Origin of the sequence: Mycobacterium sp. E1747, from assembly GCF_001667775.1 — a bacterium.
GTDB lineage: Bacteria > Actinomycetota > Actinomycetes > Mycobacteriales > Mycobacteriaceae > Mycobacterium.
Window position 1 is genome coordinate 1 of the sequence record NZ_LZJI01000222.1, and the last position, 16468, is coordinate 16468.

Genomic DNA, 16468 nt, shown 5'->3' on the forward strand with positions numbered 1-16468 from the left:
CCTCATTGCCGGGAATCGGGTCGAACGCCGGGTTGTGCGGCATCAGCCACACCTGACCGCCTGCCCGCTTGAACGTCTTCACGGTGGCTTCCCCGTCGAGCATGGCCGCGACGATGTCGCCGTTGTCCGCGACGTTCTGCTGACGCACCACCACCCAGTCGCCGTCGCAGATCGCCGCCTCGACCATGGAGTCGCCGACGACCCTCAGCAGGAACAGCGTGCCCTCACCGACCAGCTCGCGCGGCAGCGGGAAGACGTCCTCGACGGCTTCCTCGGCGAGGATCGGTCCACCGGCGGCGATGCGCCCGAGGACCGGCACGAACGTCGGCTCCGGCAGGGAGTCCGAGCCGGCGACGTCGGTGGCCGGCGCCGCCACCTCGTCGTCTGCGCCGCGCACGTCGACCGCCCGGGGGCGGTTCGGGTCGCGACGCAGGTAGCCCTTGCGCTCCAGGGTGCGCAGCTGATGAGCCACCGACGACGTCGACGTCAGGCCTACGGCGTCGCCGATCTCCCGGATGCTCGGGGGGTAACCGCGGCTGGTGACCGACGCGCGAATGACGTTCAAGATGGTGCGCTGACGTTCGGTCAGCGATGAATCCACGGCGTGCAACCGACCGTCCTTGCCGGCCGATGAGGTGTCGCTGCTGTCGCTCATGGCACTGAATGTAACCCCACCGGGCCCAAGAATCAAACATGTGTTCGACTCGCGTGTCGCGCGCCCCTAGCCCCGCGGAAAGCCGCGGCGAAGTCGTGAATCACAAAGGTGTAACTCTTCGATAGATCGGGTATTTCAGCCGCATGTCAGCTCTGGCGGCCACGAACTTGTCGGTGGCGTGGCCTAGCGTTCGACTCGTGCGACACGCTTCGCTCACATGTTCGGATTTCGAACACACGAGCGATACAGTCGAACAGCTGAGCGAATCAAGTTGACCGGAGGAACGCAGATGACAACCATCCACACGCTGGGGCCGCGGACCGCCAGCCCTCGGCGTCCGGTCAACGGACCGGTCCAGGGGCTTCGTTACGGCCGCGACGGGCTGGCCCGGTCCCGCCGCCCCGGTCCCTCGAGACCGGCGGGCGCACCCACGCGCTACTACGGCACCGGCGTCGCGGTGTCTGCGGCGCCCCACCGCAAGCGTCCCGTCACGCTGGCGACCACGATCTGGCTGGCGCTGGCTGCCGGCGCGATCACGCTGTGGCTGGGCCTGGTCGGGAACGTCGGTCAGGTGCTCAACGGCGACTCCGGCAGTTCGGCCGCGCACGTCCCGGACCGGCTGGCCGTGGTGCGCGTGGAGGCGGGGGAGTCGCTGCAAGACGTGGCGCACCGGGTGGCGCCCGACGCGCCCGCGCGCCAGGTCGCCGACCGCATCCGCGAACTCAACGACATGAACTCGCCGAACCTGGTCGCGGGCCAGACCTTGATCGCCCCGGTCGGCTGACGACCGCCTCCGCTAACGGCCGACCGGCGAGCGCGAACCCCGCACTGAGCCAGTACCCGCGCAGGTGAGTGCGCGGGTACGCTCGAAGTGCTGCGGTACCTGGTTGTCGGCACGGCGAAGGAGCGGTCATGCATTGCCCGTTCTGCCGTCATCCCGATTCCCGGGTGATCGACTCGAGGGAAACTGATGAGGGGCAGGCGATCCGGCGCCGCCGATCGTGCCCCGAGTGCGGACGTCGTTTCACGACAGTGGAGACCGCGGTGCTGGCCGTGGTCAAGCGCAGCGGAGTCACCGAGCCCTTCAGCAGGGAGAAGGTCATCAGCGGTGTGCGCCGGGCCTGCCAGGGCCGCCAGGTGGACGACGACGCGCTCAACCTGCTGGCCCAGCAGGTTGAGGACACTGTGCGGGCCGCGGGCTCGCCGGAGGTCGCCAGCCATGAGGTCGGCCTGGCGATTCTCGGGCCGCTGCGCGACCTCGACGAGGTCGCTTACCTGCGGTTCGCCTCGGTGTATCGGTCCTTCGAGTCCGCGGACGATTTCGAACGCGAGATCCAGGCGCTGCGCGAACACCGCCAGGTGACGACACCTAACTGAGGGGTCTTCTTCCCCGGGCTAGTCTCGGTTTCATGCCCCCCGACTTGCATCCCGATCTCGCGGCCCTCGCGCCGCTGCTGGGCACCTGGGCCGGCCAGGGTGCGGGCGAGTACCCGACCATCGAGCCGTTCGACTATCTCGAAGAAGTCGTGTTCTCCCACGTCGGCAAGCCGTTTCTGGCGTACGCGCAAAGGACCAAGGCGCCGGCCGACGGAAAGCCGTTGCACGCCGAGACCGGCTACCTGCGGGTGCCGCAACCCGGTCACGTCGAACTGGTGCTGGCCCATCCAAGCGGCATCACCGAGATCGAGGTGGGCACGTACGCGGTCACCGACGATGTGATCGACATCGAGCTGACCACCACGGACGTCGGCCTGACCCCGACCGCCAAAGAGGTGACCGCCCTTGGCCGTTCCTTCCGCATCGACGGCGACGAACTGTCGTATTCGGTGCGGATGGGCGCGGTCGGGCAGCCCTTGCAGCACCACCTCGCCGCGGTGCTGCGTCGGCAGCGCTGAGCGCGGCCCCGCGGCCGTCAGTCCAGATGCCGCACACCGTCGTTGACAACCCGCCCGGCGACCCCCACCCAGCCCTCGGCGTTCCAGGTGGTTTCGATGATCGAGCCCCGGCCCTGGGTGATGCGCAGGTCGCGGCTTAGGTAGTCGGTGATCCGCATCGCCGCCGAGCCGGTCGCCTCGTCTTCGAGCACACCGAGGTTCGGGAAAAACCCGCGCGAGCGTAGCGACCCGCCGGCCCGATCGGTCCACGCCCACAGGTAGTGCGCCGTGTCGTCGGAAAAATCACCCTGGTCTGCCGCGAGAAGCGCCTCGGCCGAATCGAATTCGTGCAGGGCCACCTCGGGCGCCCAGTCCGAGCGCGCGCTGATACGGGTGAGGTCGCCGGCATAGCTCACCTGCACAAGGCCGGCCGGCACCTGCAGGGTGTTGACCGGCGTACCGCTCTCGCGCAGCCACCACGACGCGCCGACCGTGGGGTGCCCGGCGAAAGCGATCTGGACCCGGGGGGTGTAGATGGTGGCGTGCGCGGTCGTCGACCCCGCAGCCGGAAGATCGATGAAAACGGTTTCGCTGTAACCCAATTCAGTAGCCAGCTGTTGCCGGTCGGCGGGCTCGACGTGGGTGGCGTTCACCACCCCGAGCGGATTGCCGAAATTGCCGTCCGCATCGGTGAACACCCGCAACACCGTGACGTCGATCCCCATGGACCGACTGTACGACCCCTGGGGCGGCCGCACAGATCAAGGTGGTTCAGGTGGCGCTGCGTTCGTCGGAGCCCATCGCGTTCAGCACGGCGACGCGGGTCGGGGCTGGACCGCTGACGGCCTTCGCGCCGCCGCCGCTGCGCAGCAGACCGCGCAGGGCGGCCTGATCGTATTCGGCGGGAGCGGTGGAATCGATGAAGCGCTCGACAACGTCGATGAATCGGGCCGGGTCGTCATGGAACGGGAAGTGACCGGAGCCTTCGAAGATTTCGAGGCGGGAACCCGGCATCGCGGCGTGCGCCATCCACGCATGCCGGACGGGGACCACCACATCCTTGGTGCCCCAGACGATCTGTACCGGGATGGCCTCCGTCAGATAGCAACGATCGAGCATCGTGACGATCTGCCCGCGCCAGTCCACCACCGCGCGCAGCGTGCGGCTGAAGGCCGCCGAGGCCGTGGGCTCCGGCAGGTCGTCAAGGATCCGCAGGACGTTGGGAAGGTCGCGGCCCAGGCCGGTCGATCCGATCGCCAGGCCCGCTATTCGCCCTGCCAGCTGCATGGCCGGCAGGACGAGGGGGAGCCGCAGCAGGGCCAGGGCCTCGCTTCCCATCGGCAGCGAAGCGAGCCGGAGCGCGATGTTGACGTCCTTGGTGACACCACCCGCGGCGACCAGAATGAGCCGGTCGACCAAATGCGGGAACTGGTAGGCGAATTGCATGGCCACGCCGCCGCCCATTGAATGACCGACGACCGTCACCCGCTCGATGTCGAGGACGCTGAGCAGGTCACGCATCCCGTTCGCGTAGGCGGCGACGGAGTAGTCGGCGCGCGGCTTGTCGGATCGCCCGTGACCGAGCAGGTCCGGAGCGATGACCGTGAACCGCTGAGCGAGCTTGGCCTGCACGGTGTTCCAGGTGGTGGAGTTGTCCCCGATGCCGTGCACCAGCAGGATCGCCGGCCCGTCGCCGGCGATCCGGTAGGCCCGCTTGTAGCCGTGGATGGTGCGGAACTCCAGCCGGGGTGCGGTGACCTCACGCACCGGGCGGAGAGTGCTCTTGCGCTTCCGCTCGGTCATCTCGCCAACCTTCGGGTCGGGCCTAGGGCCGTGTGGAAAGGTCACGCCTGGTCGTCGTCGCCGCGCTTCTTCTCGGCCTCCTGGGCGAGGAATCGCTCGAACTCTGCACCAAGCTCGTCGCCGCTAGGCAGGTCCTCGTCGCGAGTTAGTAACGACCTGTTCTCCTGAGCGTCGATGAAGGCATCGTACTGTCGCTCGAGCGCGGTCACCACTTGAGCAACCTCCGCGCTCGCCTCGACCTGCTCGTCGATCTTGGTCCGGATCACCTCAGCCGCTTCGGTCAACGCGGTCAGCGGCAACTCGAGCGACGCGATCTTGGCCACCTGCTCGAGCAACGCCTCGGCGGCGGCCGGGTAGTCGGTCTGCGTCAGGTAGTGCGGGACGTGCACGGTATAGCCGACGACCTCGTGGCCGTGCTGGGCCATCCGGTATTCCAGCAGGTTGGACGCGCTGCCCGGGACCTGAATCTCGGAGATCCACGGGGTGAATTCGGCGATCAACTCGGGGTTGTTCGAGTGGGCGGTCATCGTGATCGGCCGCGTGTGGGGAACCGCCATCGGGACGGTGCCCAGGCCGATGGTCTGGCGCACGTTCAGGCGCTCGGCGAGCAGGCGCACCGCGGTGATGAAGCGCTCCCATTTCAGATCCGGCTCCATCCCGGCGAGCAGCAGAAACGGGGTGCCGATGGTGTCACGCAACGCGTACAGGCTCAGTTCCGGTTCGTCATAGTTCGTGAAGTGATCGGTCTTGAACGTCATTAGCGGCCGCCGCGACCGGTAATCCAGCAAGTCGTCGATGGCGAACGACGCGACCAGCTCGGTGTCCAGCGCCGCCTTCAGATGCGAGGAGGCCAGCCGGATCGCATGACCGGCGTCGGAGAAACCCTCCAATGCGTGCACCAGCACCGGGCCGCGGCCATCCGAGGTCGACAACTGCGGCGCCGGCAGCTCGAGCTCGTACATGCCGGCCTGTCCCGGCTGGTAGTGCGGGTCCTGACTGGCCATCGGGATCGCCTCCTCTCGAGGGTCCATCCTGGGTGCTGCCCTACCAGTGTCCCCCGAATCGGTGGACACCAAAATCAAACAGCGGTGTGAAGTTCGCGGTTAATCCGCAAGCGAACACGCCGGTGGGCCGTGTTCGCCAGTGGTTGCGCGGCGACGCGTCGGAATCTGCTCGCCGCGCAGGTGTCAGGCATGATGAAACCGATGCGCGTTCCGACCCTGTTTCTGTGCCTGGTGGTCGCCGTGGCGACGTCGGTGACGTCGTGCAAGCGGCCGCCGAACGATCGTGCGTCGGCCCCGCCGGCGCCCGTCGTGCACAGCAGCGCGCCTGCGCAGCGGCTGGCCCAGCCCCAGCAAAAGGCGGTGGCGGGGCCGGTGGACCCGGACAAGCGCGTCGGCGCCATCTTCATCGACGGTGGGCCGCTGCACGTGTGCACGGGCTCGGTGGTGCATTCGGCGGGCGGCAACCTGATGATGACCGCGGCGCACTGCCTGGCGGGGGCATCCAAGATCACCTTCGTGCCGGGCTTCGCCGGCGACGCGCCGCCCGCCCCAGCCGACATCTGGAAGGCCGACGCCGTCTACCTCGACCACCGCTGGAGCGCGAGCAAGGATCCGAACGCGGACTACGCGATCGCGCGGCTGAGCAACGACGCCGGGGGTACGGTGGAGGCCCGCGTCGGCCTGGCACTGACTCTGGGCACGACGCCGCCGCCCGGCAGCCACGTCACCGTCATGGGCTACCCGGCCGGCGTGGGCGGCGCGCCCATCGGCTGTCAGGCCAGCACCTCGGTGACCGAGGGCGGTTTCCCCTCGTTCCCGTGCGAAGGCCTGGTGGACGGCACCAGCGGCGCGCCGTGGGTCAGCGGCACCATCCTCACCGGGGTGATCGGTGGGTTCGAGCGCGGCGGCTGCGCCGCGAACGTCTCGTATTCGGCGCCGTTCGACGCCCAGACCGCGCAGTTGTTGGCCCGCGCCGATGCCGGCGGCCCCGGCGACCCTATTCCTGGAGAACTCGACGACAGCTGTTAGTGGCGAAACTGGTTGAGCGCCCGCACTTTGTTCATCACGTCGAGCGCGGCCACCTTGTAGGCCTCGGAAAAAGTGGGGTAGTTGAACACGGCGTCCACCAGGTATTCGACGGTCCCGCCGCAGCCCATCACGGCCTGCCCGATGTGCACCATCTCGGTGGCGCTGGTGCCGAAGATGTGCACACCCAGCAGCTTGAGATCATCGGTGGAGACCAGCAGCTTGAGCATCCCGTACGAGTCGCCGGCGATCTGGCCGCGGGCCAGTTCCCGGTACCGGGCCACCCCCACCTCGTAGGGGATCGCGTTCTTGGTCAGTTCGACCTCGGTGGCCCCCACGTAGGACACCTCGGGAATGGAGTAGATGCCGATCGGCTGCAGTTCGGTGATGCCGTCGGTCGGCTCCCCGAAAGCGTGGTAGGCGGCCAGCCGGCCCTGCTCCATGGAGGTCGCGGCCAGCGCGGGGAAGCCGATCACGTCGCCGACGGCGTAGATGTGCGGCACCTTGGTCTGGAAAAAGTCGTCGACGAAGATCCGGCCGCGGTTGTCGGCCTCCAGCTCGGCGTTGTGCAGGTCGAGGTGGTCGGTCTGGCCTTGCCGCCCAGCGGAATACATGACCGTCTCGGCGGGGATCTGCTTGCCGCTGGCCAGCGTGGTGACGGTGCCCGCCGAGCCCACGTCGACCGCGGTCACCTCCTCGCCGAACCGGAAGGTCACCGCCAGGTCGCGCAGGTGGAATTTCAGGGCCTCCACCACCTCGGGGTCGCAGAAGTCCAGCATGTCGCTGCGCTTCTCCACGACGGTGACCTTGGTGCCCAGCGCGGCGAACATCGAGGCGTATTCGATGCCGATCACACCGGCGCCGACCACCACCATCGAGGTGGGCAGCGACTTGAGGTCGAGGATGCCGTCGGAGTCGAGGACCCGATCCTCGTCGAACTCCACGCCGGACGGGCGCGCGGGCCGGGTGCCGGTGGCGATCACGATGTGTTTGCCGCTGACGGTTAGTTTTTCGCGACGCGAGGGGTCTTCGACCTCGATGGTGTGCGGGTCGACGAACCGACCGTGGCCCAGCAACAAGTCGATGCGGTTGCGCATCAGCTGGTTGCGCACCACGTCGACCTCCTTGCCGATCACGTGCTGGGTGCGGGCCAGCAGGTCGGCCGGGGTGATCTTCTCCTTGACGCGGTAGCTGGCGCCGTACAGTTCGCGCTGGCTCATCCCGGTGAGGTAAAGCACGGCCTCGCGCAACGTCTTTGAGGGGATGGTGCCGGTCTGGACGCACACGCCGCCGAGCATCTGGCCACGTTCGACGACCGCGACCGACTTGCCGAGCTTGGCCGACGCGATGGCGGCCTTCTGGCCGCCGGGACCCGAACCGATGACCACCATGTCGTACTCTTGAGCCGAACTCATGGGGTAACAGTAGATCAGCAGCACTCACAGTGCTGGGTTCATCCACAGGCGCGGGATTCCGCCTGTTCCCGCGAGCCCGGTTGACGGCGGTGGCCGCCAGCGTGGTGCCCATGACGACGCATCGACCTGACTTCAAACTGAACCGACCCGGCGCCCTCATCGCCGCGCTGCCTGCCGTTCTGGGCTTCGTTCCCGAAAATTCATTGGTATTGGTGTCTTTGGACGGCGGCGACCTGGGGGCCGTGATGCGGGTCGACCTCTCCGACGAGCTGATCGGCCGGGTCGGGCACCTGGCCGAGGTTGCCGCCGCGGCCCGTCCCGACGCCGCGATCGTGGTGATCGTCAACGAGGACGGGGCGCACTGTCCCTGTTGCAACGAGGAGTACCGGCAGCTGTGTGACACGCTGGCAAACTCGTTGTCCCAGAAGGGTATCGAGCTGTGGGCCGCCCATGTGGTCGACCGTGTCGCGCTCGGCGGCCGCTGGCACTGCGTGGACGGGTGCGGTTCGAGCGGCGTGGTCGACGATCCATCCGCGTCGCCGCTGGCGGCCGCGGCGGTGCTCGATGGCAGGCGGCTCTACGCGCGACGCGCCGACCTGCAGGCCGTCATCGCGGTCGAGGATGCGGCGCGCAGCGCGGCATTGACCGGCGTGATCGACCGGTACGCGACACGGCGCGTGGCGGTCCAGCGCGCGGATCCGGCCCGCCGCGCCCGGGCCGACGTCAAACACGCCATGACGTCCGCATCCCGGGTCGCCGCCGGCCAGGCGCTGTCCTCGACCCAGCTGGCCAAGCTGGGCTGCGCGCTGAGCGACGCGCAGGTGCGCGACATCCTCTACGCCTTGGCGGTCGGCGAGAACGCCGGAGATGCGGAGACGTTGTGGGCGCTGCTGGCGCGCACCCTGCCGCCGCCCTGGCGGGTCGAGGCGCTGGTACTGCTCGCGTTCAGCGCGTACGCCCGCGGCGACGGCCCGCTGGCCGGGGTGTCGCTGGAGGCCGCGCTGCGCTGCGAGCCCGAGCATCGCATGGCGGGCATGCTGGACACCGCGTTGCAGTCGGGGCTGAGGCCGGAGGACATCCGCGAATTGGCGCTCACCGGCTACCGGCTGGCCAAGCAGCTCGGGGTGCGGTTACCGCCGCGGCGGCCGTTCGGCCGGCGGGCGAGCTAACCCGACGACCGTGCCGGGCGGTCAGACCTTCTCGACCTTGACGGCGTGCGCCATCTCGTGCGGCAGGGTGACGTTCTCGTGGCCAGGGATGACGATGGTCACGCCCGCGGGGCCGGTCTCGACGGTCACCCGGGCGTTGGGGACGACGCCGGCGTCCTTCAGGCGGCTGATCAGGTCGATGTCGCCCTGCACGTGTTCGGTCAGCTGGCGGACCACCACGGCCACCGGCGATCCGGGTGGCAGCTCGGTCAGCCGGACGAGGTTGGCCTCGCCGGAGCCCGACTCGGGGCCCACGCCCAGGTCGAGAAGCCCGGGGATCGGATTGCCGAAGGGGGAGGTGGTCGGGTGGTTGAGCACCTTCACCAGCCGCCGCTCGACATCCTCGCTCATCACGTGCTCCCACCGGCATGCCTCGGCGTGCACTTCCTCCCACGGCACGCCAATGACGTCGACGAGCAATCGCTCTGCGAGGCGGTGCTTGCGCATGACGGCCACGGCCAGCGCCCGGCCCTTGTCGGTGAGCTCGAGGTGCCGGTCGCCGGCGACGTGAAGGAGCCCGTCGCGCTCCATGCGGGATACAGTTTGGCTAACGGTCGGCCCACTCTGGTCGAGCCGCTCGGCGATCCGGGCGCGAAGCGGCGTCACGCCCTCTTCTTCGAGGTCGTAGATGGTCCGTAGGTACATCTCGGTGGTGTCAACCAGGTCGTTCATTCAGCACCTTCCATCGACGCCGAGTCTACTTGGCCAGCTGCGTGAATGGGTGTAACGCTTCCCCGACAAGCAGTATGCCCGCCGCGTCCGCGGCGGGCATACCGTCGTGTTACTAGCTCAGGGGTCCTAGCTTGCGTACGACCGTAGCCGGTCGGCGCGCTCGCCGTGGCGGAGTTTGGACATTACGTCCCGCTCGATCTGGCGGACCCGCTCGCGCGACAGGCCGAACAGCTTGCCGATCTGATCCAGGGTGCGCGGCTGGCCGTCGTCGAGGCCGAAGCGCAACCGGATCACCTGGTGCTCACGCTCGTCGAGAGTGGCGAGCACGCTGCGGATGTCGGTGTGCAGCAGCTCCGCGATGACCGCGTTCTCGGCGGACATCGCCTCGGCGTCCTCGATGAAGTCGCCCAGCGGGGCCTCCTCTTCGGAGCCGACCGGCATGTCCAGGCTTACCGGGTCGCGGCTGTGCTCGAGCAGGTCGTTGATCTTCTCCACCGGGATGCCGGACTCGGCGGCCAGTTCCTCGTCGGTGGCCTCGCGGCCCAGGTTCTGGTGCATCTCCCGCTTGATCCGCGCCAGCTTGTTGACCTGCTCAACCAGGTGCACGGGCAGGCGGATGGTGCGGCTCTGGTCGGCCATGCCGCGGGTGATGGCCTGGCGAATCCACCACGTGGCATAGGTGGAGAACTTGAATCCCTTTGTGTAGTCGAACTTTTCCATCGCGCGGATCAGCCCGAGGTTGCCCTCCTGGATCAGGTCCAGCAGCGGCATGCCGCGACCGGTGTAGCGCTTGGCCAGCGACACCACCAGCCGCAGGTTCGCTTCCAATAGGTGTCGGCGCGCGGCCTGACCATCGCGCACGACGGCTTCCAGGTCGCGTCGGCGGTTCTCCCCGAGGCGCTTACGGGTTTCGAGCAGGTGCTCGGCGTAGAGCCCAGCCTCGATGCGCTTGGCCAGTTCAACTTCGCCCGCCGCGTTCAGCAGCGCCGTCTTACCGATGCCATTGAGATAAACGCGCACGAGGTCCGCTGCGGGGCTCTGAGCATCCAGATCGCCGTCAAATCTGCTCGTGCTGGCGTTCGCCATAGCGACCTCCCATTCGGCTTTGTGCTGTCATCGAGTACAACGACAGATCAGCCCTGAGAGTTCCCAGCCTTTTGTCATCTCACACGTCTTGACGTGCACAAATGTGCCGGCGACCTGAGAATGTCCTGAGAAGTCCGAGCAATCGCGTTCTCAGCGCGAGTGACCGACGTCGCCGCCCGGCCCGGGGGGCCAACCCGGTTGCGGATGGCGTCGCGCCTCGAGCGCCAGACTCTCAGCCGTCGGGAACAGCGGGGTGCGCCGCCGGGCGTCGTCGAACCGCCGCGGCTCGTCTGCGCTGCGCGGCGGCCGGTCGTTGGCGATCAGCACGGCCATCCACGGCAGCGGGATCGACACCGCCACGATCGCCAGCGAGATCAGACCGTTGTGCCAGGCGCCATACGCGAGGGCGGCCAGGATGAGCGCCGGGATCCGGAATCCCATCAGCGTCAGGTACTTACGCACCCGTGCCCGGTGCTGTTCTTCGTAGGAGGGTGCGGCGGCGGTGATGAGGATCGGCCTGCCATCATCGTCGAACCCCAACTCGGAGCCGCGCGTCATCCTTCCACTGTCCCACACCACGGCGATTCCGGCAGAAGCCGGTTTCGGGGCACAATATGAGGTATGCAGACCCAGACGATCGAACGCACCGACACCGACGAACGCGTCGACGACGGGACCGGCAGCGATACGCCGAAATACTTTCACTACGTCAAGAAGGACAAGATCGCCGAGAGCGCGGTGATGGGTAACCACGTGGTGGCGTTGTGCGGGGAAGTGTTTCCCGTCACGAAGGCGGCCAAGCCCGGCTCGCCGGTGTGCCCGGATTGCAAGCAGATCTACGACCGGATGAAGAAGGACTAGTGTCCGGAGTCATTAATTCGGTTGCAGTAGTTTCCGATGCTCGCCAGGATTTGGTCGGCGGTCTTGGTCCAGACGTAGGGCTTCGGGTCGTCGTTCCAGTGTTCGATCCAGGCGCGGATGTCGGTGTTGAGTTGGCGCACCGAGGTGTGGGTACCGCGGCGCAGTTTCTTGGTGGTCAACTCGGCGAACCATCGCTCGACCAGGTTGAGCCACGACGAGCTGGTCGGGGTGAAGTGCAGCACGAAGCGGGGATGGTTGAGCAGCCATTTCTTGACCGCTGGTGTTTTGTGGGTGGAGGCGTTGTCGAGCACGACGTGGCACTCCAAGTCCGCGGGCACTTCGGTGTCGATCTTTTTGAGGAACGCCAGGAACTCCTGAGAGCGATGCCGCGAATGTAGTGAACCGATCACTTTGCCGGTAGCCAGATCCAGTGCCGCGTACAGGCTCGAGGTGCCGTGGCGGACGTAGTCGTGGGTGGCGCGCGCCGGCGTTCCGGGCAGCATAGGAAACACCGGTGCGGTGCGGTTGAGCGCCTGGATCTGGGTCTTCTCGTCCACGCAGAGCACCATGGCGCGCTCCGGTGGGTCGAGGTAGAGCCCGACGATGTCACGAACCTTGGCCACGAACAGTGGATCCTTGGACAGCTTCCACGAATCCTGTTTGTGCGGAGCCAATCCGAACGCCCTCCACACCCGCGACACCATCGACTGCGATAGCCCAAGGTGTTCGGCCATCGACCGCGTCGACCAGTGGGTGGCACCTGGCGGCGTGGTCTCCAACGTGGCGGTGATCAACGCCTCGATCTGCTCGTCACCCACCACGCGAGGCCGGCCCGGTCGCGGTTCGTCGAGCAGCCCGTCGCACCGCTTCTCGGCGAACCGATTGCGCCACTTACGAATCGTGTTGCGATCCAACTCCAACCTGTCGGCGAGATCGACATTGGATCCGCCATCGGCGGCGGCCAGCACGATCCTGGCCCGCAGAGCCAGTCCGGCCGCGCTGTTGCGCCAACGAACCCAGCCCTCCAACTCAGCGCGTTCATCCTCGGTCAACACGATCTGAACAGCATGCGGCGACGGCATCACCCATTCTAACAAGAACCCACGAACTAAGGACTCAGGACACTAGGTCGACCGCGGCGCCTCAGCGTCACAGCGCCGCGTTGTCGGCGGCCGGGTCCGGCGGGGGAGCCGCCGTCCCAGTCAGCTCGGCGATGCGTGACTGCAGCCACTTGCGCAGCCGGTGCGCGTGCGTCTTCGGCGCCGGGAACTCCTCTTGGATCGCGGCGTTGAGTTCGGCGCCCAGCATGACGGCGAACCCGCCGAAGAACGCGAACAGCAGGAACGCGATCGGGGTGGCCAGCGCTCCGTAGGTGTAGCCGGTGCTGGTGATCCACCGCAGGTAGACTCGCAGGCCCAGCGTGGCGATCAGGAAGACCGCCATGGCCAGCGCGGCGCCGAAGATCAGCCGGTGCGTGGGCAGGGGCTCGGGCAGCGCCACCCGATACAAGATGACCACCCCGACGAGCAGCCCCAGGATCAGCGCCGGGTAGTAGCCGTAGCGCAGGACGTTGGCCAAGTCGTAGGGGATGTGTTCGCTCACCTTGCGCGGGCCAATTACCAACACCGGGGCGGCCAGCACCACGAAGACCAGCATCACGACGTAGAGGAAGAGCGCAAACAGCCGCTGCCGCACGGGATGCCGAAGCGGGGTCTGGTCGTGCGCCTCCACCACCGCGTCGACGTAGGCCGAGATGGCCGACGATCCCGCCCACATCGAGATCAGGAAGCCGACCGACACCACCTCGCCACGCGCGTTGGCGGTGACGTCGCGGATGGTCGGCTCGATGATCTCGTTGACGACGCTGGGGGAGAAGAAGCTGCGGATCGCCGAGGTGATGCTCTTCTCGATCGCCGTCAACGTGTCCGGGCCGAACAGCGGTGCCACGTAGGCCAGGCTTCCCAGCATCCCCAGCAGCAGTGGCGGTAGCGACAGCGCCGACCAGAAACCCGCTTGGGCCGACTCGGAAAAGATGGAATCATCCCAGCTCTTCGACAGGGTCCTCAGCGTGAGTCGCCAGATGTGATGGCGCGACGGTTTTGCGACTTGATCGCTCATACCCGTCCAGCATTACCGAAGACCGCCCCACTCGCCCACATTGGCGAGGGGTGAGTCCGGCGGGACTAGCTTCCGTTGACCTCCAGGACGGCGGAGAGCTCGGTCAGCTTCGCCTCGTGCTCGTTGGCGTGATGCTGGCAGAAGAGAAGCTCAGCTCCTGAAGGCAGCGTGGCGCGGACTCGAGCAGCGGCACCGCAGCGGTCGCAGCGGTCCGCCCGGGTTAGCTCGGGACTGGTCAGAGTTGCATTCATGGCTTCTCCGTTCTTGCTTTTGTTCACTCTCTCAGACGTATGTGGTTTTTGCGTTGTTCCCCGATCGTTATCGGGTGTGTCGTTTCTCACGAGCTGTAAACGTTTCGTTTCGAACAACTCTCTACAGTGATCATCCGTGGCTTCTGCTCCTGACCTGCTGGTACATCTGTGCGCGCGTGACGAGTGGACCCGTGCCCGCGCCGCCGGTGAGATTCGCCCCGACACGTCGGTCGGTGGCCCGTTCATCCATCTTTCGGCGCCCGGACAAGTCCATTTGCCGGCCAACCGGCTCTACCGGGGTCGCGATGATTTGGTGTTGCTGCACATCGATCCGGCGCTGCTGGACTCCGAAGTTCGTTGGGAGCCCGGCGTAGCAACGGATCCGGAGTCGATGCTGTTCCCGCACCTGTACGGCCCGCTGCCCACTGCGGCTGTGATTCGGGTCACCGATTACCGGCCGGCCGCCGACGGCACCTTCCCGCCGGTCGGGGATCCCACATAGGCGTCGGCTTCGATCTCCACCAGCAGTTCGGGCGCGATCAGCGCCGACACCTGCACCATGGTGGCCGCCGGGCGGATGTCACCGAACACCTCGGCGTGCACCGCCGCGACCTCGCGCCAGCGGGAGATCTCGGTGACGTAGCTGCGGGTCCGGACCACGTCGGTGAGCGCCGCGCCCGCCCCGTCGAGCGCAACCTCTATGCGCCGCAACGCGTCTCGGGTCTGGGCCGCGACGTCGCCGACCGGTCCGAAGCCCGTCGTGCCGGCCACCCACACGTGCGGGCCGATCCGGACGGCGCGCGAATAGCCGACGGCCGTCTCGAACTCGGAGCCGGAGGACACCCGTGTGCGGTTCATGCCGTCACCGTACGACGGCCGGCGCCGCCGGCGCGACGGGTTTTCCGTTGGGTCCCTTGCGCGCCAAACAGCCCGGCGGGTCGCTTAGTCGAGGTAGTCGCGCAGGACCTGAGAACGGCTGGGGTGGCGCAACTTTGACATCGTCTTGGACTCGATCTGACGGATGCGCTCGCGGGTGACTCCGTACACCTGGCCGATCTCGTCGAGGGTTCGGGGTTGGCCGTCGGTGAGGCCGAAACGCAGCCGTACTACGCCCGCCTCGCGCTCGGAGAGGGTCTCGAGGACCGATTGCAGCTGGTCCTGCAGCAGCGTGAAGGACACGGCGTCGACGGCCACCACGGCCTCGCTGTCCTCGATGAAGTCACCCAGCTGGCTGTCGCCCTCGTCGCCGATGGTCTGGTCCAGCGAGATCGGCTCGCGGGCGTATTGCTGGATTTCCAGGACCTTTTCGGGCGTGATGTCCATTTCCTTGGCCAGCTCTTCGGGCGTGGGCTCGCGGCCCAGGTCCTGCAGCAGCTCGCGCTGGATGCGGCCCAGCTTGTTGATCACCTCGACCATGTGCACCGGGATGCGGATGGTGCGGGCCTGGTCGGCCATGGCGCGGGTGATGGCCTGGCGGATCCACCACGTGGCGTAGGTGGAGAACTTGTAACCCTTGGTGTAGTCGAACTTCTCGACCGCGCGGATCAGGCCCAGGTTGCCTTCCTGGATGAGGTCCAGGAAGGCCATGCCGCGGCCGGTGTAACGCTTGGCCAGCGACACCACCAGTCGGAGGTTGGCTTCCAGCAGATGGTTTTTCGCGCGGTCGCCGTCGCGGCAGATCCACATCATGTCGCGGCGCTGAGCGGCGGGCAGCTTGTCGCCGCGATCGGCCATCTCGGCCATCAGCTGTGTGGCGTACAGGCCGGCTTCGATCCGCTTGGCCAGCTCGACCTCTTCCTCGGCGTTGAGCAGCGCCACCTTGCCGATCTGCTTGAGGTAGGCGCGAACCGAGTCCGCCGACGCGGTGAGTTCGGCGTCCTTGCGGGCCTGGCGCAGCGCCTCGGACTCGTCTTCGTCCCAGACGAAATCGCCGGAGGCCTTATCCTTTTCGGACGGCTCGGCGATTTCCTCGTCCTCCTCGGCGGCAGTCTCTCCGGCCGCGGCGGCCGGGGCGGCGGCCTCTTCCTCACTGTCGTCGGAATCGGCGGGCTCGATGTCGGCATCTTCGCCGTCGGCCGCAACGTCTTCTTCCAGGTCGTCCAGGCTCAGGTCGGCCGCGTCGATCTCGAGGTCTTCACCGGGCTCGGCGTCGAGCTCCGTGTCGTCGAGCTCTTCGACGGCCTCGAGGTCGGCCTCGGCGTCGGCCGGGGCGCCCTTGGCCGCTTTCGACCCGCGGCCCGCCGGGGCCTTGGCGCCATGCGCTTTCTTGGTGTCGGTACCGGCCTCGGCCTCGGCCCGCGTCGGCGCCTTGGCGGCGCGCTTCGCGGGGGCGGCGCCGTGGGCGGCCTTGGCCGCTGGTCGCTTGGCGGGGGAAGACTTCGTGGCGGTCCGTTTCACCGGCGCGTCGGTTGCCGGGCTTGCCTTGGTCGCTGCCACTTACACCCCTTCGTTTGGGCTCACCTTCGGTGGGTAGTGGGCATGGTTAACCGAAAGTG

Annotated in this window: 20 protein-coding genes; 7 read left to right on the forward strand and 13 right to left on the reverse strand. The window is 67.4% G+C overall.

Annotated features, from left to right (window positions below):
• Window positions 1–655: transcriptional repressor LexA (gene lexA / locus A5695_RS23635; RefSeq protein ID WP_068088235.1), on the reverse strand; the 655-nt coding region annotated here is incomplete at its 3' end.
• A gap of 289 nt (window positions 656–944) precedes the next feature.
• Between lexA and A5695_RS23640 the strand changes: the two genes are divergently transcribed.
• The 3 genes from A5695_RS23640 to A5695_RS23650 all read left to right on the forward strand — a co-directional run bounded on the left by A5695_RS23640 (window position 945) and on the right by A5695_RS23650 (window position 2550).
• Window positions 945–1439, forward strand: coding sequence for a LysM peptidoglycan-binding domain-containing protein (locus A5695_RS23640; protein ID WP_068088140.1), 495 nt, complete (start codon window positions 945–947; stop codon window positions 1437–1439).
• Between the two features lie 128 nt (window positions 1440–1567).
• Window positions 1568–2032 (forward strand): transcriptional regulator NrdR, encoded by a 465-nt coding sequence (nrdR, locus tag A5695_RS23645; RefSeq protein WP_068088141.1) that lies wholly within the window; start codon window positions 1568–1570, stop codon window positions 2030–2032.
• A gap of 32 nt (window positions 2033–2064) precedes the next feature.
• The gene (locus tag A5695_RS23650; RefSeq protein WP_068088142.1) at window positions 2065–2550 is read left to right on the forward strand and encodes a peroxynitrite isomerase; all 486 of its coding nucleotides are present in this window, start codon (window positions 2065–2067) and stop codon (window positions 2548–2550) included.
• A 17-nt stretch (window positions 2551–2567) separates the two neighbouring features.
• On the opposite strand, the gene A5695_RS23655 is transcribed toward A5695_RS23650, so the two are convergent.
• Genes A5695_RS23655 through A5695_RS23665 form a run of 3 tightly spaced genes read right to left on the reverse strand, consistent with a single transcriptional unit; the run spans window position 2568 to window position 5336 of the window.
• Window positions 2568–3254, reverse strand: coding sequence for a PhzF family phenazine biosynthesis protein (locus A5695_RS23655; protein WP_068088143.1), 687 nt, complete (start codon window positions 3252–3254; stop codon window positions 2568–2570).
• A gap of 46 nt (window positions 3255–3300) precedes the next feature.
• Window positions 3301–4332: an alpha/beta fold hydrolase gene (locus A5695_RS23660; protein WP_068088146.1), complete on the reverse strand. Its 1032-nt coding sequence runs from the start codon at window positions 4330–4332 to the stop codon at window positions 3301–3303.
• Window positions 4333–4373: 41 nt separating this feature from the next.
• The gene (locus tag A5695_RS23665; protein ID WP_068088238.1) at window positions 4374–5336 is read right to left on the reverse strand and encodes a proteasome assembly chaperone family protein; all 963 of its coding nucleotides are present in this window, start codon (window positions 5334–5336) and stop codon (window positions 4374–4376) included.
• Window positions 5337–5525: 189 nt separating this feature from the next.
• Here A5695_RS23665 and A5695_RS23670 point away from each other — a divergent pair, with 189 nt between their 5' ends.
• Complete coding sequence (locus A5695_RS23670) at window positions 5526–6365, forward strand: serine protease (protein ID WP_068088243.1); 840 nt, start codon at window positions 5526–5528, stop codon at window positions 6363–6365.
• Here the strand turns inward: A5695_RS23670 and sthA are convergent.
• Complete coding sequence (gene sthA / locus A5695_RS23675) at window positions 6362–7777, reverse strand: Si-specific NAD(P)(+) transhydrogenase (protein WP_068088246.1); 1416 nt, start codon at window positions 7775–7777, stop codon at window positions 6362–6364. The genes A5695_RS23670 and sthA overlap by 4 nt on opposite strands.
• Window positions 7778–7887: 110 nt before the next feature.
• Here sthA and A5695_RS23680 point away from each other — a divergent pair, with 110 nt between their 5' ends.
• Window positions 7888–8946, forward strand: coding sequence for a DUF4192 domain-containing protein (locus tag A5695_RS23680; protein ID WP_068088247.1), 1059 nt, complete (start codon window positions 7888–7890; stop codon window positions 8944–8946).
• A 21-nt stretch (window positions 8947–8967) separates the two neighbouring features.
• Here the strand turns inward: A5695_RS23680 and A5695_RS23685 are convergent, their stop codons facing one another.
• From A5695_RS23685 to A5695_RS23695, 3 genes are all read right to left on the reverse strand, one after another.
• Window positions 8968–9657 (reverse strand): metal-dependent transcriptional regulator, encoded by a 690-nt coding sequence (locus A5695_RS23685; RefSeq protein ID WP_068088149.1) that lies wholly within the window; start codon window positions 9655–9657, stop codon window positions 8968–8970.
• Between the two features lie 126 nt (window positions 9658–9783).
• Window positions 9784–10743 carry a sigma-70 family RNA polymerase sigma factor SigB gene (gene sigB, locus A5695_RS23690; protein WP_040623889.1) on the reverse strand — a complete coding sequence of 320 codons (960 nt, stop codon included), beginning with the start codon at window positions 10741–10743 and terminating at the stop codon, window positions 9784–9786.
• Between the two features lie 150 nt (window positions 10744–10893).
• Window positions 10894–11319 carry a DUF3099 domain-containing protein gene (locus tag A5695_RS23695; protein WP_369830232.1) on the reverse strand — a complete coding sequence of 142 codons (426 nt, stop codon included), beginning with the start codon at window positions 11317–11319 and terminating at the stop codon, window positions 10894–10896.
• A gap of 45 nt (window positions 11320–11364) precedes the next feature.
• On the opposite strand from A5695_RS23695, the gene A5695_RS23700 reads away from it, so the two are divergent.
• Window positions 11365–11604 carry a DUF3039 domain-containing protein gene (locus A5695_RS23700; RefSeq protein WP_007171573.1) on the forward strand — a complete coding sequence of 80 codons (240 nt, stop codon included), beginning with the start codon at window positions 11365–11367 and terminating at the stop codon, window positions 11602–11604.
• Here the strand turns inward: A5695_RS23700 and A5695_RS23705 are convergent.
• The 3 genes from A5695_RS23705 to A5695_RS28030 form a co-directional block, all read right to left on the reverse strand.
• The gene (locus tag A5695_RS23705; RefSeq protein ID WP_068088154.1) at window positions 11601–12686 is read right to left on the reverse strand and encodes an IS630 family transposase; all 1086 of its coding nucleotides are present in this window, start codon (window positions 12684–12686) and stop codon (window positions 11601–11603) included. The two genes, A5695_RS23700 and A5695_RS23705, sit on opposite strands and share 4 nt — an antisense overlap.
• 67 nt (window positions 12687–12753) lie before the next feature.
• Window positions 12754–13722, reverse strand: coding sequence for a YihY/virulence factor BrkB family protein (locus A5695_RS23710; protein ID WP_068088156.1), 969 nt, complete (start codon window positions 13720–13722; stop codon window positions 12754–12756).
• A gap of 65 nt (window positions 13723–13787) precedes the next feature.
• Window positions 13788–13973: a hypothetical protein gene (locus tag A5695_RS28030; RefSeq protein ID WP_082946269.1), complete on the reverse strand. Its 186-nt coding sequence runs from the start codon at window positions 13971–13973 to the stop codon at window positions 13788–13790.
• A 136-nt stretch (window positions 13974–14109) separates the two neighbouring features.
• Between A5695_RS28030 and A5695_RS23715 the strand changes: the two genes are divergently transcribed.
• Complete coding sequence (locus tag A5695_RS23715; RefSeq protein WP_068088159.1) at window positions 14110–14475, forward strand: DUF952 domain-containing protein; 366 nt, start codon at window positions 14110–14112, stop codon at window positions 14473–14475.
• Here the strand turns inward: A5695_RS23715 and A5695_RS23720 are convergent.
• Both A5695_RS23720 and A5695_RS23725 read right to left on the reverse strand, forming a co-directional pair.
• Window positions 14424–14831 carry a RidA family protein gene (locus A5695_RS23720; RefSeq protein WP_068088161.1) on the reverse strand — a complete coding sequence of 136 codons (408 nt, stop codon included), beginning with the start codon at window positions 14829–14831 and terminating at the stop codon, window positions 14424–14426. The two genes, A5695_RS23715 and A5695_RS23720, sit on opposite strands and share 52 nt — an antisense overlap.
• 84 nt (window positions 14832–14915) lie before the next feature.
• Window positions 14916–16409: an RNA polymerase sigma factor gene (locus A5695_RS23725; RefSeq protein WP_082946266.1), complete on the reverse strand. Its 1494-nt coding sequence runs from the start codon at window positions 16407–16409 to the stop codon at window positions 14916–14918.
• Window positions 16410–16468: the final 59 nt, after the last annotated feature.

Bases quoted from the DNA above. Each gene is read 5' to 3' on its own strand.
- A5695_RS23640 (WP_068088140.1), top strand. From the start codon at position 945: ATGACAACCATCCACACGCTGGGGCCGCGGACCGCCAGCCCTCGGCGT.
- nrdR (WP_068088141.1), top strand. From the start codon at position 1,568: ATGCATTGCCCGTTCTGCCGTCATCCCGATTCCCGGGTGATCGACTCG.
- A5695_RS23650 (WP_068088142.1), top strand. From the start codon at position 2,065: ATGCCCCCCGACTTGCATCCCGATCTCGCGGCCCTCGCGCCGCTGCTG.
- A5695_RS23655 (WP_068088143.1), bottom strand. From the start codon at position 3,254: ATGGGGATCGACGTCACGGTGTTGCGGGTGTTCACCGATGCGGACGGC.
- A5695_RS23660 (WP_068088146.1), bottom strand. From the start codon at position 4,332: ATGACCGAGCGGAAGCGCAAGAGCACTCTCCGCCCGGTGCGTGAGGTC.
- A5695_RS23665 (WP_068088238.1), bottom strand. From the start codon at position 5,336: ATGGCCAGTCAGGACCCGCACTACCAGCCGGGACAGGCCGGCATGTAC.
- A5695_RS23670 (WP_068088243.1), top strand. From the start codon at position 5,526: ATGATGAAACCGATGCGCGTTCCGACCCTGTTTCTGTGCCTGGTGGTC.
- sthA (WP_068088246.1), bottom strand. From the start codon at position 7,777: ATGAGTTCGGCTCAAGAGTACGACATGGTGGTCATCGGTTCGGGTCCC.
- A5695_RS23680 (WP_068088247.1), top strand. From the start codon at position 7,888: ATGACGACGCATCGACCTGACTTCAAACTGAACCGACCCGGCGCCCTC.
- A5695_RS23685 (WP_068088149.1), bottom strand. From the start codon at position 9,657: ATGAACGACCTGGTTGACACCACCGAGATGTACCTACGGACCATCTAC.
- sigB (WP_040623889.1), bottom strand. From the start codon at position 10,743: ATGGCGAACGCCAGCACGAGCAGATTTGACGGCGATCTGGATGCTCAG.
- A5695_RS23700 (WP_007171573.1), top strand. From the start codon at position 11,365: ATGCAGACCCAGACGATCGAACGCACCGACACCGACGAACGCGTCGAC.
- A5695_RS23705 (WP_068088154.1), bottom strand. From the start codon at position 12,686: ATGCCGTCGCCGCATGCTGTTCAGATCGTGTTGACCGAGGATGAACGC.
- A5695_RS23710 (WP_068088156.1), bottom strand. From the start codon at position 13,722: ATGAGCGATCAAGTCGCAAAACCGTCGCGCCATCACATCTGGCGACTC.
- A5695_RS28030 (WP_082946269.1), bottom strand. From the start codon at position 13,973: ATGAATGCAACTCTGACCAGTCCCGAGCTAACCCGGGCGGACCGCTGC.
- A5695_RS23720 (WP_068088161.1), bottom strand. From the start codon at position 14,831: ATGAACCGCACACGGGTGTCCTCCGGCTCCGAGTTCGAGACGGCCGTC.